Below are 17609 nucleotides of genomic sequence, written 5' to 3'. Positions count from 1 at the left end.
CATTTGCTATTTCGGCGAACGCATTTGCTATTTCGGCGAACTCATTTGCTATTTCGGCGAACTCATTTGCTATTTCGGCGTGTCCAGAACGCACTCTACTGGCGTGTCATTACTCAAATGTTGCAAAAAAATGTAGCAAAAAAAATGGTTGGGTGGAGGCTTTGCGTAACCCAACATCCTGATATGTGTTGGGTTGCGCTCCGCTCCACCCAACCTACATTTAATGCTCACAAATCTCAAAAACGTATTGCTTGCACATTTAAAAGGCGATCGCAATTCCTCACAAATCTCAAAAACACAAAGAGTGATTCCAAGAGCGATCGCAAATCCTCACAAATCTCAAAAACACATTGTCGATTAAAAACAGCCAGCAAGTCTTACTGGGGTAGTAAGCTGCGGGAGACTTTAATCCCTCTGGCTGGTTTGACTACACAAAACTGTCCCTCTCCGACTCCCAAAAGGAACAGACTTGAACTAACGCAGAGAAAGGTTGGTTGACATCTGACGTTAAAAGAAATCAGCCATCCAAGGAGAACTACCTGCAAATATTTGCGTAGCTGCTGAAATAGCGGTTTCTGTCCCATACAGTTTTCCGGCTATTTGCAAATGGTAGGGAGCGAACAAACTTGTATATAGTGGTGCTAATTCTCGGACATCTAACTGCAACTCACCCTTTCCACCTTTTGTAACTTCACCGCGTCCATTGGCAACAGAAAGAATGAATTTACCATTGTTTGCATCTAGCAAATTATCTTGAATATCTAAATGCAATTCAGTTTCAATTCCCGAAGGATAACCCCGCATTTCCAGCGCCTTGACTACATCTACTACCCGCAGCATCCAACGCATCGTATTCTTAAGTTTGGCAGTTTGCTCTGGTAGCAGCAATGTCAAAGAATCGGTTACAGAACTCCTCCATCGCACGTGTTCAATTTGGGAGCGATGACTGGCAAGAAAAGACCAGAATGTTTGTGCAGCCGAGGCTGTGAGAATTACCCAATCTTTGATTCGCAAAATTACGCCATCTTCTTTTGAATGTTGACTGAAGAGGATATAGCCTTCGGGTTTCTCTTTTGTACCGATAAAATATGCGTAAAATATTTCCTTCTCATCTGGTTGAATTAAGCGTTCCCAGATTGCGGGATGTCGGTCTAAATATCCATGCGTTTGTCTCGCCTGCTGCTGATATAGTTGATGAAAGACTTGATGATTGATATTCACTATGGGTTGCAAAGGTAAGGATTGCTCTCGCACTTGGATATTCCTAGTAGCAACTTCCCAATTACACCAGCTACCCCCTTGCTCATAGCCGACTTTTCGATACAGAGTTTGCACAGCTGGATAAAGAGCAGAGAGCGGTATACCTCTAGCATAAAGTTCCTTGAGCGTCTGCTGCATGAGAGCGATCGCTGCTCCCGAACCACGGTATTCTGGAGCAATACCCACTGCGGCGATTCCTGTCATTGGTACACGCACACCACCCCACCACTGACCCATATCCAGAGTTGCCAATCCACCAACTAATTGCCCAAATCCCCGAATAATACGGAAATTTTTTACGCCAATGAGATTAATATAAGCTTCCTCGCCACCAACTCCGCTGATGAAACACTGCTCAAGGATATATATCAGCTGCTGAATATCCTGTGGATCGGCAAGAGTGCTGTATTCAAATTGAGCCGTCATCTCTCATACCATTAGTAGGACAAAAACACAATCACACTACAGCAGATGTTGCCCTAATACTTGAGCAATTTCATCGCCATAAAGCTCCGGAATAGCCTCAATTATACTACTGCACGTTTAGTTTTAAATGTTGGAATACCTATACCATTTCTTTGGGAAGCTGCATATATTTATCTCCCGGCTACGCCTTCCCTCCAAAGCATCTTCATGGAGAATTGATATTACACTGGTAAAAATTTTTAATGAGTTACTTCAGGACTGTTTATTCTATTTTTAGGGCAGTTGCTCTTAACAAACCACTTACAAAAAATATGTTAACAAGTTGGATTTACCTTATAATTGCAATTATTTTTGAAGTTTCAGGCACAACTTGCATGAAATTATCAGAGGGATTTACTAAAATAGTTCCTTCAGTATTAATATTTGTCTTCTATGGACTTTGTTTTACTTTTTTAACCTTTGCTCTCAAGAGACTTGAAGTAAGTGTCGCCTATTCTGTTTGGGCTGGATTGGGAACTATTCTAGTAGCTCTTATTGGGATTATTTGGTTTCGGGAATCTGCCACATTAATCAAACTTGTGTCGATCTCCTTAATCATCATCGGGGTGATTGGGATCAACGCAAGTCAGTGAAGGGGACAGGGAGGCAGGGAGTAGGGAGCAGGGGGGCAGGAGAGAGGGTTTGCAGATTTTATACAGCTTAGTATTGGCTGTTTTAGCTAAACATTGCTTAGGTAGCGGTGAACGAATTGAATGGCGATCGAACCTTCTCCGACACCAGATGCCACCCGTTTAATTGAGCCGTAGCGGACATCTCCGGCTGCGAAGATTCCGGGAATGTTGGTTTCTAATAAGAAAGGAGAGCGTTCTAAAGACCAACCACGAGGAGATTTGCCATTATGCAGCAAGTCTGGCCCTGTGATGATAAACCCCTGAGCATCGCGTTGAATAACGCCATCGAGCCAATCAGTTTTGGGGCTAGCACCGATGAAAATAAACAGCGATCGCGCCGACACAGTTTCGGTTTGTCCAGTGTTGGCATGGGCAATGACAATTGCTTCTAAATGTTCCTCTCCCTTCACTTCCACAACGCTGCAACCTGTGCAAACTTTGATATTTTCAGTCGCGGCAATTTGGTCAATCAAATATTGGGACATACTTGATGCTAGTGACTCACCCCGCACTAACATAATCACTTTGCTGGCATATTTAGAAAAGTGCATTGCTGCCTGTCCAGCAGAGTTTGCCCCGCCTACCAAGTAAACCTCTTCGTTGGTGCAGGCGATCGCCTCAGTCATCGCAGCACCATAGTAAATTCCTGCTCCTGTGAGCTTCTCGGCTCCTGGAACCTTTAGCCAACGGTAGGAAACGCCAGTTGCAACTAAAAGTGCATGGCAACTAATCTCGCTACCATCCGCCAATTCCAGAACCCGATAAGGATCTTCCAGTCGAACCCCAGTTACTACTTGAGGAGTGAGAATTTCTACGCCAAATCGCCGCGCCTGGGTCACTCCCCGCCTTGCTAAATCATTGCCACTCAAACCAATAGGAAACCCCAAATAGTTCTCAATCCGCGAACTCGTACCAGCTTGTCCTCCTGGCGCTTCACGCTCAATTAAGACAGTACTCAATCCCTCAGAAGCACCATAGACGGCGGCTGCAAGTCCGGCAGGTCCAGCACCCACGATCGCTAAGTCATAGAAGGGGCGCTCTGCCTGAGTTTGCAGTCCAATTTTGGCGGCAATTTCTAAATTAGATGGTTGAATTAACCGGGAACCATCGGGAAACAGCACCAAGGGTAATTGTTGTCTACAATCAGCTTGGGCGTATTCCACCAATTTTTCTGCATCCGGCTCCAGTTCAATATCTAACCACTTAAATGGAACCTGGTTCCGTGCTAGGAAGTCTTTCACCTGATGTGAAAAAGGCGACCAGCGATTACCAATGACTCGAATGCCTTCAAAGGGTGGGCGGAATCCAGCTAGCCAGTCGTCTAGCAAATCATCTAAAACCGGATATAGTCTCTCTTCTGGTGGATTCCAGGGCTTGAGTAAGTAATAATCAAGTCTGGCACTATTAATCGATTTAATGGCAGCATCCGTATCTGCATAGGCCGTCAGTAAGGCACGTTTCGCATCGGGAAAAATGCCTTTTGCTCGTTCCAGGAACTCCACGCCTCCCATTTGGGGCATACGTTGATCCACCAAAAATAGAGCAACTGCTTCATTCCGCAATTTTAGTTGCTGCACCACATCCAGAGCCGTGATACCTGAATCTGCCCGGACAATGCGGAAGCGATCGCCATACTGATGACGCAAGTCTCGTGACACCGCTTGCAATACTTCTGGATCGTCATCGACGGTTAAAATTGCTGGTTTCGCCATAACTACTGTTACTTAACAATTGCAGTGTCTAGCCGTTGTCTTCAAAAATTTGTCGTCAAAATATCTACTGTTTAACCAGTTGCTTTAAACGAAAGTATGCCTCTTCTGGTGTCAGCGGTTCCGATTGACTTTGATTGGGTATATAAAATACCCAGGTATCAGGAAAGTAATGCACTACAAAGCTGGGAATCAAACCCAAGCTTACTGCTTGCTTGCCGAGTTTTTCAGTTTGTTCCTCTAAACTCAGTTGGTCATGAAATGAGTGTTCAGCCATACTTTTGCATCTCCCTGTACTTTATTTGACCCTGGAAGAAGGTTCAAAACCAGCATTGCACGAATTTAGCTAAAGGTGATTTACTATTCACCATGTTTTAGGATGAGCTTGAGAATATTTTGGTAGTAAACCTAAATAATTTCAAATATGCTTTCGTAGAAAATCATAAAACTATTTTGGTCATTCAGGGTAACTGAAATTGGATTGAATCAGGCAACAGGGCATTCCTTGCGTGTGAGGTCTGAAGAAATCATCTGTTTCCCTCTATACTCGTACTCGGCACTATAAGTAAGTAGGCGATCGCTCCGGCTTGCGTGGGTACAGTGATGGACAGAGTACAAGGGAGCCATAAAATGAATGATGATTGTGTCACCGATGACTAGCTAACGCTTCTGCACTCGCGTTCGCTATCGGTGACACTAGCTAGTTCCCAGAGGAGTTGTAAGACGGATAATTTATGTTGTCTCTCTCACTTGCTTCCAACTGCTGCCTTTTGGTACAAGCAATAGCAATGCTTGTCTACCATTGCACCAACTTTAGAGGGAAAAGCTCAATTTAAACAAAATCGCAATCCTTATCTAAACCCCAATGGGAACAAATCTCTCCAATCGGCTAATTGTTGGCTGTAATGACTGGGCTTCAACAAATAGCGCACTTTGCTCATCAAAAGCAGTCCAATTTTGGTTATTGGATAAAGGCTCAGAAGCAACAATAACTTGGTTTGGCTGCTTGAGTTCATCATAAGACCAATAAAGAGTAGGTGCTTGTGTGCGATAAGCATAGCGAATTGCTGCAACTGCTTGACCATCACTGACAATTACATTGGCACTAAAGCTGGTGTCGTGTTCTGATGCCAACTTAGTCAATTTTTGAAGTGTGGCATTTAATGCTGACAACAGAGTGCTGTTTGGAGACGACTGCCACATTTCCACTAGTAAGGCGAAGATGTGTTCAGAGTCAGTCGTGCCTTTAATCAGGCGGTAAGTGGAATCAGAGAGGCTCTCACGTATTGGTCTACAAAGAGTTTGTTGAAAGTTTGATATCTCGCCATTATGCACAAACAAAAGTTTCCCACTACGAAATGGCTGACAATTGCTAATGTCGAGGGATTCACCTATCCCAGCTAATCGGACATAGCCGAGAGTACAACTGGATTGTACATAGTTGCTCAACTCTTCCAGATTCGGTTCGTTCCACAGCGGGATAGTATTTCGGTAAATAAAGGGTTTACCCACTTCGTCGTACCAGCCTACACCTACTCCGTCTCCACACACTACTCCTGATTTTAATTCCAAAGGACTGTAACTTTGTTTGTAGAGCGAATGCTCTTGTTTATACAGCAACTCATCTAAGAGGATGGCGTTACCAAGATAGCCAATTAATCTACACATAAAAAAACGATGTTGCTGAAAGAGTAAGAAAAATCAGTCACAAGCCCCGATAGAAATCGAACTTTTTAACTGGACAATTATTACAAAACACTACTAATTTAACAACTATTGTTTATCTTGTGTATGTTTTAACTGTGACTTTAGTCATGGTTTAGTTTATAATTTTCAAAAATCTTTTTTTAAAATTTAAGGATTTTATCTTCTTGAACAAGAAACTAAAAAAATTAAGTTAATTAACTTTAGTATTGCATCGTAGATGATGTATATTAATCTGCTAATTAGACAGGAAGGGGTTGAAGCTGAAATTACAGCAAAGTTTGGAAAATACGGTTCAGTTCTACACTGATTATGAGTCAATACGGTTCAGTTAATAAAAATCGTAGATTTCTTCAGTTACGTGGTATCCGAGAATACTTACCATGCTGCTGACCATGCTGTTAAATTTTGAAGGCTTTCAAATTTAGTGTTTCCAAATGGGTAACACCAGTTTGAGATTGGTATTAATGATTAATTTTAGTTTAACTTTAGATTCATACAAGGAAAAATTCTTTAGAAGAAAGAGATGACTACGTTGAAGATACTGCAACAGTCCAAGATTTGCCTAAACCTGTTGATGATGCCCAAGATATTGATGACAGCAGCAATACACTTGTTTTTTAATGGTTACTTAATCAAGCACTGTGGCATTTTTATCCTGAGCCGATGAATATTTTTTTAGCTCTGCAATCACAGTCATTTATAATTATCATTTAAATGATGTAATTACTGTTAATTACGTCTTGCTAAAAATGTATAACAGAAGCTAAACTAATATTTATTCATTACCTTTGTTTGAGCTTGATTTGTAAATTATCCGTTCGCATTATAAGGATTTTAGAGAACTATGCCAATTAAAAAACATATTAATCTTAATCAAGGATGTTTCCTTAAGCCTGCAAATAAACAGATAGTTCTCAATTTAGCCAGTGAAGATATTTTAAATTTAATTACGCAAGAATTAAAAACTCGTTACTCTCCAGAAACTCAAAAAAACCTAAATGAGGAGAGTTCAAAGTTATTACCTAATTTTGTATTTCAAGAATTATTACAACGCCAACAGCAGGTAGTAGATGTTAACCCAGATAGCTTAATTGTTGTTAGCTGTCAGATAGCAGAGGCAGAAGTCGATGATTTGGGATTTAATTTAAATATCGAAGTATATTTTGTCCTTGGAAATACAAAAGGTCAAAACCATTTTCGGGCTAATAAAATAGTCCTTTGGTCGAATATATGGGGTGATGAAGAACAGCCTTTTGATTTAGAAGATGAACTAGGTGAACAATTCTGGACAAGTTATCAAATTCAGTTGCTTTTTGATGAAAAAGAGCAGCAAACAATTGAAATGGAACTATCACAAATAGATGATTATGCCGCGAGGTTAGAATTTTCACCATCACTGAAAAGATTTTCACCATCCATAGTCCCCTTTACAGATAATGATTTATAAAAATTATACCAATTTGAAAAAAGAATGCGACAAATAGACCATTTGTAGAGACGAGATTCATCGCGTCTTTAGCCAAAGATGTGTTGCAATCATTAATTGAATTGGTATTACTATCCGCACATACAGTGAATGTAAATTAATCATTTATATTCACTGAGGATTTTATTTTTTGGAAGTTCTCTTTTAAAAAGATAAAGTCTTCAATCCCTCCTACATCCTCATTGTGGTTCGATAATTGAACCCATAAATAAAATGTTTCCCGTTTGATTATCCCTGATGGCACAGAAGAAAGGACGATCGACAATCATTCGGAATGGTTCTGGTTCTTGTCTCGAAGATGTTGCTACTATTCCCACTGAAGTAGCCGCCGCCGCTTCAGTCCCTTCTTCGTTCACTTCAACAAAAGTTTTATGCTTGACTTGGCTAATGGCAAAATTTTTACCCATGTCAGAAAAATTGGCTTTGTTGCTGAAAGCCTCCTTCATGCCTAAAGTTTTTAAAGCATCATTGAGTGTAATATCGTAATCTGTTTTGAATCGGGGTAGACGAATAAACCCTTTTTGATTGTTAAACTGAGTCATCCATTTTTCCCAGTTCTCAATATTCAAGTTTTGATAAAAGGCTTTGAGGTTAGAATTCTTTTTGGGTAAGAAGATATAAAAACTTATCTTACCATCTTTCCCATAAGGTAAACTAACTGCCTGAAATTTTTCGCTTTCATAGTATGTATAATCACCCTTCTGTGACATCATTGGGTGTTGTTTTTGCCTACCAGATGTGATGTAAAAAGGGTATGGAGCAGTTTGTTTCTTATCAAACTCGTTAGTCCAATTACCTTTAAAATATATGGCATTAATCAGAAATAATACCTGATTTGGTTCAATTTTTTCAACTATTTTAGTGATTTTGCCATTAGTATTTTCTTTGACCCAGTTATTGATAATACTAGATGCGGCGGCATCTTTAAAGTTTAAATTGCTGACTTTGGCTTGATAGAACTCCTGGGTTCTCTTGAGAAAGTCTGGTGCAAAGCTAACATCTTGATTTGCCCAAAGTGAGTTAGCGATTTTCAATTGCACTTTTGCATCTGAATTGTCTAAAAGCTGTTTTAATACCGCCGCGTAAGAAGAGTTGATTTCTGGTAGATTCATCCCCTGTAATTCTAGGGTTTTTGCCATTGCTTGTTGAGTCGAACCGCTAGCGCCGTTGTAAGTCATAGCAAGAGCGATCGCAACACTCGAAGGTGAGATAAAAATATTTTTCTCACCCCAATCGTTTTTCAGAACTTCTGAGAATAGTTTGAAGCCAAACTTATTGCTAGATTCAACGATTTTTGTATCCGTTTTCGCTGTTTTTTTTTGCAATGGAGTTTCTGGCTGAGGTAAACTAGATTGGGCAAGGGCACTTTTATTACTATCGACTTGAGAACACCCTAATACACTGAATAAAACGACACTTGCAGCTGCCAGAGCATAACGTCTGCCTAGACTAACACCGTAACGTCTTTGCAGGAAATTTTCTTTCGCATCACTCAATTTATGGCGATTCATTCTGCTACCTCACTTGCCAAAGATTCCCGATTTGTGCTCAGAGTTGACGCAGATACTGTGTCAATGACTAACTATTGCATTTACTCCAATAGAAAAATGGGACTGTTACAGTTTTCGTAACAGCAAATTAGTAGCTCAGAGTAATTAAACACAACTTGTGGAGTTGCTAATTCCTTATTGAGACGGCTATACAGACGACTGATAAAAAATTTTGATTTCTAAGAATTTTTATCTTTACGTATAAACGTATTGTAAGCTACGTAATCATAAAATAACCACTTTTATTAGGTTTTTATAGATCGAATAACCTTTCTCAGAAGCATGAAATCTCGTTCCCATACGGAGCATGAGAACGAGAAAAATACTGTAATTTTACACAGATATTTGTGCTAATCTATTTCAATTAACAGGAACACTCCACCAAGCTAAACTATAGGCTTGAGTCGCTTCATTGAGCTTTTGACGAAACTGAACACGGATTTTGTAATTGCCAGCAGCAGGAACAGGGCAAAAAATATGTTCTACACTATCGATTTGGCTGATTGAGGAGCAAATAGCACCAGCTTCAGAATTTTGAGCATCAGCTTTTACTAAGTAGAGGTCGAGATTATTTAAGCCGCGATCGCGAAAACTTTCACTTAAGTCATATTGCTGGTTTTTATTTTTATCGTTGAGTTCTACCAATCGATCCCAACTTAGGGTGACAGCAACAAAACTTCCCTGCTTTAACGGTTTTGCTAATATATAGTCAACAGATGCTCCGACATCAACTGTGCGATAATCCCAACCAATAGCTGGCACTGCTGCTGATGCTTGCCATTGACCAGCATTAAATTGCTGATAAGCGCGAAATGCATTTAAATGACCCGCTCCCATTTGGGCATCCAAAGGAATTTTTGGATCTTTATAAGCATCAGAATCTAGCCAGTTTTGATTTTGTTTATCAATTAGCGTCCGAGTCATTCCCAACTTTAAGCCATCGCCGCTATCTAAAATTTTGTCTGCTGAATTCAGCAATACAGCTTTCATTACTTGATGACGCCGAGAATCAATGCTCCAGTGGGGTTGTTTTGTTCGCATCTGTCGGTCAGCAAGTTCCTGCAACAGAGCAACAGTAGCTGTAACTTGAGGCGCCGCAAAACTTGTACCTGTAACCTTGTTCAATTTGCCATCTGGATTAAGCAAGGGAATATTATTGCCAGGAGCAACTAAACTGATAGCGCGACGCCCATCAAGGTCAAATTCCCTTCCAGCCAGTCTTCCACTCACCCCTTGGTTAACACCCGCCAGATTCGCCACGTCTACTTTGTTAAAGACTTCCCCTCGGCGGGATGAAAAAGCCACGTTTATTCCGTTAAAATTATCGGTAGGAATAGGAATACCACCCTTACCCTGGTTGCCAGCGATCGCATACAAAACATCATGAGCGCGACTAGACCAGTCAACACATAAAGTTAGTAAAGCATTGCCGTCTAAAGTAGCCTCCGGTCGAGGATCGCGGCTCAGAGGTTCTCCAAAGCTAAAGTTAATAGCACGGACATCCCCACTATTTTGGAGCGCTATGTGCTGTGCCGATAAGCATTCTTCTGGCTGACCCATGTTTTTAGTCGAACCCACCGCTGATGAATACAATCGCGCTCCCGGCGCAACTCCTGGTAATGCTTTATCTTGACTCACCATTACACCAGCGACATTGTAAGCGTGGGGGTCAACACCATTATTAGACTTAGCTGGGCCATTGCGTAAGAAAACCGCTGCTAAAGATATGGCACGATTTTTAGACACCGCCTTATCCCACCCAAACATTCCCGGCCGGCCAATTTCCACTTGACCAATAGCAATCTTGCGACCGATTAAATTATAAGGAGGTTTGTGTAGCTTCAGAGCATCAATGCCGTTAGTTCCTAGTGCAGATTCTAAAGCTGAAGCAATTACTGGCGCACTCAGACAAGAAGCAGTTAATCCCCAAAATATCCAGGTTAGTTTTTTAGTCATTAGTTATTAGTCATTTGTCATTTGTCATTTGTCATTGGTCATTGGGTATGGTGAAGAGGACAACAAGATAAGGGATCTAACTTTTGTCCCCTTGTCTCCCCTGTCCCCCTGCCCCTCTGCTCCCCTGCCCCTCTGCTCCCCTGCTCCTCTGCTCCTCTGCTCCCCTGCCTCCCCACTCCCACTCCCCAAAAAACCGGGATCAAAATTATGAGTCTTGTTCAATGTTTTGTTACAATGCGTACAGACGAGGACGCTTAAAAATCCACTAGCCATGACCCAAAACCTATCTCAAAAGCCCATTGTAATTTCTCCATCTATCCTATCAGCCGATTTTAGTCGCCTGGGTGACGAAATTCGTGCCGTAGATGCAGCTGGAGCAGATTGGATTCATGTTGATGTCATGGACGGTCGTTTTGTACCTAATATTACGATAGGCCCTCTGATTGTGGAGGCGATTCGTCCGATTACAACCAAGCCGCTGGATGTCCATTTGATGATTGTGGAGCCAGAAAAGTATGTAGAGGGATTTGCTAAGGCTGGTGCTGATATTATCTCCGTACACTGCGAGCATAACGCTTCTCCACACCTGCATCGCACCTTGGGGCAAATAAAAGAGCTTGGTAAGAAAGCTGGTGTTGTACTTAATCCTGGTACCCCTCTAGAACTAATTGAATATGTTCTAGATTTGTGCGATTTAGTACTAATTATGAGCGTCAACCCTGGTTTTGGTGGTCAAAGCTTTATCCCTGGTGTATTACCCAAAATTCGCAAGCTGCGCCAAATGTGTGATGAACGTGGTCTTGACCCCTGGATTGAAGTGGATGGGGGACTGAAGGCAAATAATACCTGGCAAGTTTTGGAAGCGGGAGCCAATGCGATTGTCGCCGGTTCAGCTGTGTTTAACGCAAAAGATTATGCTGAGGCTATTACAGCAATTCGCAACAGCAAGAGTCCTACTCCAGAATTAGCCAAGGTTTAATTCATTTTTGAATTAATCAATTCATTAAGCATGGAAGCGAAAAAGAATGTAGAGACGTAACGGTGCTACCTCTCTACAAGGGTTCTAGATTAATTTCACCAGATGTCTAGTATTCACAAAAAGTAAGGTAGGCAATTTGCCTACCTTATTTATTTTTATATATAGATAAAAAACTGGAAGCTATTCAAGTTTTGAACTTCCAGTAGTTGCTATATAAATTGAAAGTTTAGAAACCAAAGATAATCCAGGTTGGGAGGACTAGGATTACAATAGTCGAAAGAGAAGCGTATGAGCTACTAGTTCTACCAGTCAAGGACAACAATTTCACCGTAACTTTTCTATTTCTGTTCCTGGAATTGATGTTAAGCGTTTGCTTTATTAACTAAAGCAACACCAACCACAGGATAGAAAGTTTTATCAGCATTACTCGCACTGTCTGCAGTCAGTGAAAGCTGTGTAAAATTTGGATTGGGGGAATCCACCTCACCAAATTTTCTTTGCTCAGACTTTCTCAAAAAAAGAACCACCAGTAGCAACGGTTGGATTATTGGTCTTGGTCTAGGAGTTATTTACTCCATGAAATGCTGATTACAAAAGTAGTCAGCTTGATTTATTTCATAGTCAGAACTAATCGTTGATTTTATTTTTTAAATTAACTTGCTTGCTAAATCACCTCTATTTTAATTGAAATTGCAGTTGTTATTAGTTTACCAATATCATTAGTATATATTTGCCATTTTGGCAGATTTTTACAAAAAATTATCAAATTAATGACTGCTATAGAAAACCTGTCATGCTATAGATTTCAAATTAGCATAACAGGCTTTCAGATAATCAATCAGCTTTAGAGGAGAATCTATTGATTCTAAATACTTTTTAATTGAATCCACAGGATTTCAAGGAAATGTCTTGAACATTTTCTGGTTTTAATGGCGATTTGCTTGATTGATGTTCGTTAACTTGCTGTGTCAATCTCTGGTCTAAACTACCCGCACGGATTTCTGCTTTTTGCTTTCTAACTACTTCTAGATAAGCTACGTCTTTAATTTTGCTTAAGCAGCGGACGACACATTATTATCAGACCGAGAATCATGAGCATGTTTCAGCATTTTTAGATTTTCACTTTGCTGTTGTTTTGTCCTATCTGCTTGAGAGTTCTCTTTGAGCAATCGATTGTAGGTGCGATATGGAATGTAATGGAGAGGATTATAACCACCAAATCGCAACATTAAAACACATGCCCAAGAATACTTTCCAGCAAGAATTGCTTCAACTACTTTGTCAAATTGTTGAGCTTTCACTGTCTTATCTAAGTTACTACTAATACCAGCAATGTCTTGATTCATCATAGTGTTTAGTTATTTTGGGTGAAGTAAACTATTTTCTTCTCTGCGATTGTTGATGTTTCAATTGAGGTGTACAAACTGTACTAGCCTTTTTGCAAATCTTGAATTGCTTGTGGCAAATTATCAGCAATGGAGCGGTGTTTGATGTTTACAAGGGATAAGAATCCTTAAGTAAATAAAGTTTCTTGGTTCACACGCTTATATTTCTTACTACTGTTGAATTAGGCAATTTCCGGGAAGTTTGCATATTTTTTTAGACTAAGAGAGAAAATATATTTATCTTTGAGCGTTAATAACACCATTCGTATTTATACTATTTTTTGTAGTTACTGTCATCTCCTAATCTAGTATATTTATAGGTCAAATTTACTGAATATATTCCGATACTTCCTTGTGTATTGTGCAGCTTTTAGTTTTGTCCTCTTTTGCTAATTCTTGGGGGGTCTTACCCCTCACCCGATATCATTTTAAAACCTTTATTATTATCGAGTAACTAGAAAACAATACCATTAAATAGAATGTAAAACAACTTGTAAAAATATTAGGCAATAGAGAATAAAACCGTTCAAAGCCATAGGATTGAACCTATTTTTTGAATAAGTTGGATTAGACAATAATACTTATTAGACTTGTCTTTATTTGTTTGCCAAAACTACAGCTTTAGCGTATCTAAATATAATCGCTGTAACCCGAACGCAAATATTTCATAAGGATCAGCCAGTCATCAGAAAATAGACCAGTTGTAAAATAAAATTACTGGTCATAGATAATATAGATAGATAGTTATAACGAGCCTTAGCTGAGTTAATAAAAAGATCTGCAAATGGATAGATTTACTCAAAAAATGTAGCAAGCTCAGTTTGTAGAATATTAGAAAATTTAATAATATATATAAAGCTAATTAATACAGAAGATTGTTAAGTTGATTCAGCAGAAAATTATCATTTATATATGATATGAATATTTAACAGAGTTATAAGAGTTATAAAAGTGAGAGTACAAATGTAGCGGCAATTGGGCTAATGGTGGTACAAGATCAAAAATCAATATGCGATCGCCTTTATCTCTCCAGACAACTACACAATGAATTGTTTGACAATGAGCTATCCAAGGGTTATAATATGAGTCCGGCTTACTAAGACTGCTTACTAAGACTAGTCCTCACTGAATAGCGCTTCACATCCTGAAGTTTGGACTGCTTGTAGTAAAGCGTTGGTGAAATGCACCTGTGAGATTTACTGGCGTTAAGTTACGCAAACTGTAGGGGTTTAAGCGTATGCCCTAATGTTGGCTAATCATTGCCAAACACACAGCGCTACAATCTGATTAACTTTGCTGTTGAGTAAAGGAATAGGCACGTCATAACCTAGTTTTTGATTGTGAACGTAGTCTGGGAAACATTAGCAATATTTATAGCTAAAGCTAGTAATATTTGCATTTTTTGAAAAAGTAGTTTTAAATTCTCAATGCTTCAACTCTTACCATTACTGAAATTTTCCTTCGCTTCCGGAAACACTCGGAAAATAAAATCGCAAATCTAAAGTCTGCTTTCTCAGATGAAGACAGGTTATACCATTTTGGATTTTAGATTTTAGATATTGGATTGTGAAACATCCATTGTACACAGAAGTCGAATTACCCCCTTTAATCCCCCCGATGCATTGGGGGAAATAAGAAAATCTATCTAGTTCCCTCCCCAATACATACGGGGAGGGTTAGGGTGGGGTAAAACCCTGATTAATCAGCTATTTCAGACTTGTGTGTACACCGTAGCCCATATTGGGAGAAGGGGAACTGGAGAATTCGCTTCCTTCTGCTAATTTTGGGAGAGGGACTGGGGGTAAAACTTATACATTCAGAAGATTTCAGCTTAAGTTGACACCAATGACATCTACGTGTATTACATCAAAACGAGAACCGCTTTGATAGTCAATTAATAACTAAGTAAATTCCCCAAATCGCCATTGGCCGCAGGTAAGTGCTAGCGCGAAAAGTACCAGTTGCGGTGATAGCTTCTGGCGTGCGAAATTGCAGACCATTTTCATAAATTTGCTGCACCACAGCTTGCGTCAACCTCAACGCTTCATCTTTCATTCCCATCTGTACTAGAAAAGCCGCCAGCCCAAAGTTTATTCCCGTCCAAACTTCTAAGGGATGAGTAGCTTTGGGATTTTCTGGTGAACCATCACGACGAACACCATTAGCAGCACCAAACTCACCATTACAAAATTTCAAAAAGCAAGCATCATAAACAGTTTTCAGCGCAGAAAGGGCGCGATCGCTCGGTACAATATCAGGTAAGTCCAGCAGTCGGGCGTAAAATTGTCCGCACAATTGATCTGCCATCACTACATCGGAACCACTTTTACTATCCAGTCGGTAATATTCCCCATTCCAGAGTTTTTCTTGGTAAATAGGAAGAGATTGTCGTAACCAAGTTTCATAAGTGGATTTTTGAACCGCCAAGACGCCAAGATCGCCAAGTTTATGAGTTAATAAAATATCGCTAATTGCGATCGCAGCTTCTAACGCCGCTAACCACAACCCACCACAATAGGCGCTGACACCTTGTAATCGCCAATCATCAAAAGTTTGGTCAGGCGCACCAGAATTTTCAGGAATCCCATCGCCGTCGAGGTCAAAAGTTTTCAGGTAGTCGAGGGTTTGAACGATGGCATTCCAGCAATCTGCCAAGAATTCCACATCGTCAGCACCCGTGAGTAAAAAATCACGGTATACTTGCAAGACAAAATCACTACCTAAATCTTTCCATAAATTACAGTCTTGATAGCTAGTGTAGTTAGTTTTCTCCCAAACGTGTTCGTTGGGTGCGCCTAAATCGTGGGGTGTTGCACCTGCAACTTTGCGAACTGCAATCGGGCTTTCGGCTTTAATTGTCATGTAATAGCCAATTATTCGGGGAGTATCATCACCTTGAGGAATCGCCCGTGCAAATGCCCGAATTACCGACTTTTCTAATTCTGGAAACAGCATCAGTAGAGCAAAAGAGCCATACAACCGCACATCTAGACTTTCATACCAACGGTAATCTAAGCACTCCAGCACCGCAAACTGACCGATGGGGTTAAGTTCTGATGCTGCACTCCAGAGAGTACCGCCGCTAGTGAGGTCATAAAGCTCATTAAATAGAGCCATTTTAAACCAGTTGGGTAAATCTTCGCGGTCGAGGATGGGTTTTTGCCAACTTTGAATTTGCGATCGCCAGGTTTGGTATTCTTGTAATGCAGTGGATGCGATCGCCCAGGCGTTGTTGCCATTTTTACCAAAAAAGTCTGTATATCTGCGGTAATAGTTGACTCCAGCCGCAAATTCTGTTATCGGCAAATCCCAAGCCAGGACAAAGGGGATTTCGAGAGTTTCGCCTGGTTGGAGAGTGAAACGGATTGCGATGCCTGCGGCCGGCGTAGCCATCGCACCCCCTAATTGTGTATTCTCTGTTGCTGGAGTAGTATCAACATAATTGGGCAAAGAGCCATCTTTAGCAAAACTTTGCCATATTTCCTCACCCGTTCCTTCAGGATTCCAGCGACTATGATGGAATACTTCCACTTGGGGATGTTTCAGCGTCGCAATACACCAAGTTCCATCGCCTTCTTGCAAAGGTTCATCACTACCAACCCGACCTAAAACACAGCCAAACTGTTGTGTATTTTCAACTATTTGGTTATAGTTTCCTTGACTTTCGCCCCAGCGCGGTTGGTATTCGTAAACCGGACTACCATCATCGCGCACGCGCACTTCGGGAGATTTGAGAGCGTTTGTAAACCAGCCCACCATATTTTGCCAAGTGAGCATAATGCTGAGAGTAATCGGTGCATCTGTGGGATTGTGGGCATTCCAGAGGAATATCGCCACAGGGTAGCTAGTTTCTTGGTAATTACCCGCCCAGACTGGGGAAAATTGCTCACAAGTCAATTGTGCTTGAAATACATTTTCATACACAAACCAGCTACGTGGATATAGCGCGTGATAATTGCCCGTCCCTTCTGTGCTGGGAACTATCGGATACCACTGCCAAGCCTTGAGAGTACTATCATCGGGCGCTTGGGTAGATAAAGCATAGGCTTGGGAAGATGTGCTATTGGATTCAAACACACTGAATTGACAAGCGGGAATGTTTTTAAAGGTATGCTCACCGCCGTCGATGTGCCACAGGTTAAAGTCTCCTCGTGAAGAACGACCGATGCAACCTGCACCAAAGCCGCCTAAAGGCATACCATGCCAAGGGCCATCATCGATATTACTTGCGTAGCGGACGGTATAAGGTTTGTTCCAGCCTAAGCCGATAGGACGGCTCCAAGTGCAAGAGGGAATTTCTGGAGAGAGTTGATTTATCATCGCCTAATGTTACAGCGTGCAGTTACGTCAATGAAGACTAGCGCGATGTGAGATTTTTCTCAAGGTAGTAGCACGGTAATTCCCATCGGTGTCAACTTAAGCTGAAATTTTCTAATTAGTCTTAGCTCGCCTTTAGACATCGCTCCCGTAATTACTACCG

The 17609-nt window shown here is 40.8% G+C and carries 10 protein-coding genes and 2 pseudogenes; 4 read left to right on the top strand and 8 right to left on the bottom strand.

The features are described 5' to 3' along the window. A pseudogene (locus tag HWQ42_RS22500) lies at positions 1–182 on the top strand (hypothetical protein); the annotation flags it as partial. A gap of 325 nt (positions 183–507) precedes the next feature. On the opposite strand, the gene eis reads toward HWQ42_RS22500, so the two are convergent. Then, positions 508–1686: a GNAT family N-acetyltransferase gene (gene eis / locus HWQ42_RS22495; RefSeq protein WP_292816261.1), complete on the bottom strand. Its 1179-nt coding sequence runs from the start codon at positions 1684–1686 to the stop codon at positions 508–510. A 311-nt stretch (positions 1687–1997) separates the two neighbouring features. Here eis and HWQ42_RS22490 point away from each other — a divergent pair, with 311 nt between their 5' ends. After that, positions 1998–2318, top strand: a complete 321-nt coding sequence (locus HWQ42_RS22490; RefSeq protein ID WP_292816269.1) for a multidrug efflux SMR transporter — start codon at positions 1998–2000, stop codon at positions 2316–2318. An 86-nt stretch (positions 2319–2404) separates the two neighbouring features. Here HWQ42_RS22490 and HWQ42_RS22485 read toward each other — a convergent pair whose 3' ends face one another. From HWQ42_RS22485 to egtC, 3 genes are all read right to left on the bottom strand, one after another. Continuing rightward, positions 2405–4069 carry an FAD-dependent oxidoreductase gene (locus tag HWQ42_RS22485; protein WP_292816259.1) on the bottom strand — a complete coding sequence of 555 codons (1665 nt, stop codon included), beginning with the start codon at positions 4067–4069 and terminating at the stop codon, positions 2405–2407. A gap of 64 nt (positions 4070–4133) precedes the next feature. Next, positions 4134–4343: a hypothetical protein gene (locus tag HWQ42_RS22480; RefSeq protein WP_094349271.1), complete on the bottom strand. Its 210-nt coding sequence runs from the start codon at positions 4341–4343 to the stop codon at positions 4134–4136. 578 nt (positions 4344–4921) lie between these two features. Then, complete coding sequence (egtC, locus tag HWQ42_RS22475) at positions 4922–5734, bottom strand: ergothioneine biosynthesis protein EgtC (protein ID WP_292816257.1); 813 nt, start codon at positions 5732–5734, stop codon at positions 4922–4924. Positions 5735–6617: 883 nt separating this feature from the next. Here egtC and HWQ42_RS22470 point away from each other — a divergent pair. After that, entirely contained in the window at positions 6618–7220 is a 603-nt protein-coding gene (locus HWQ42_RS22470) for a hypothetical protein (protein ID WP_292816256.1), read from the top strand. A gap of 218 nt (positions 7221–7438) precedes the next feature. On the opposite strand, the gene HWQ42_RS22465 is transcribed toward HWQ42_RS22470, so the two are convergent. Together HWQ42_RS22465 and HWQ42_RS22460 are read right to left on the bottom strand one after the other, a co-directional pair. After that, positions 7439–8770 carry a serpin family protein gene (locus HWQ42_RS22465; RefSeq protein ID WP_292816255.1) on the bottom strand — a complete coding sequence of 444 codons (1332 nt, stop codon included), beginning with the start codon at positions 8768–8770 and terminating at the stop codon, positions 7439–7441. A gap of 399 nt (positions 8771–9169) precedes the next feature. After that, a complete protein-coding gene (locus tag HWQ42_RS22460) occupies positions 9170–10765 on the bottom strand; it encodes a S8 family serine peptidase (protein WP_292816253.1) in 1596 nt (531 codons plus the stop codon). A 271-nt stretch (positions 10766–11036) separates the two neighbouring features. On the opposite strand from HWQ42_RS22460, the gene rpe reads away from it, so the two are divergent. Beyond that, positions 11037–11744: a ribulose-phosphate 3-epimerase gene (gene rpe, locus HWQ42_RS22455; RefSeq protein ID WP_094349276.1), complete on the top strand. Its 708-nt coding sequence runs from the start codon at positions 11037–11039 to the stop codon at positions 11742–11744. 876 nt (positions 11745–12620) lie between these two features. Here the strand turns inward: rpe and HWQ42_RS22450 are convergent. Together HWQ42_RS22450 and HWQ42_RS22445 are read right to left on the bottom strand one after the other, a co-directional pair. Continuing rightward, positions 12621–13090, bottom strand: a pseudogene (locus HWQ42_RS22450) (HetP family heterocyst commitment protein). A 1929-nt stretch (positions 13091–15019) separates the two neighbouring features. Then, positions 15020–17449, bottom strand: a complete 2430-nt coding sequence (locus HWQ42_RS22445; protein WP_292816251.1) for a GH116 family glycosyl hydrolase — start codon at positions 17447–17449, stop codon at positions 15020–15022. Positions 17450–17609 lie beyond the last annotated feature (160 nt).

It is taken from the genome of Nostoc sp. JL23 (genome assembly GCF_017115065.1).
Classification (GTDB): Bacteria; Cyanobacteriota; Cyanobacteriia; order Cyanobacteriales; family Nostocaceae; genus Nostoc; species Nostoc punctiforme_A.
The sequence above is the reverse complement of the archived record's forward strand: the minus strand, read 5'-3'. Positions and strand labels throughout refer to the sequence as shown.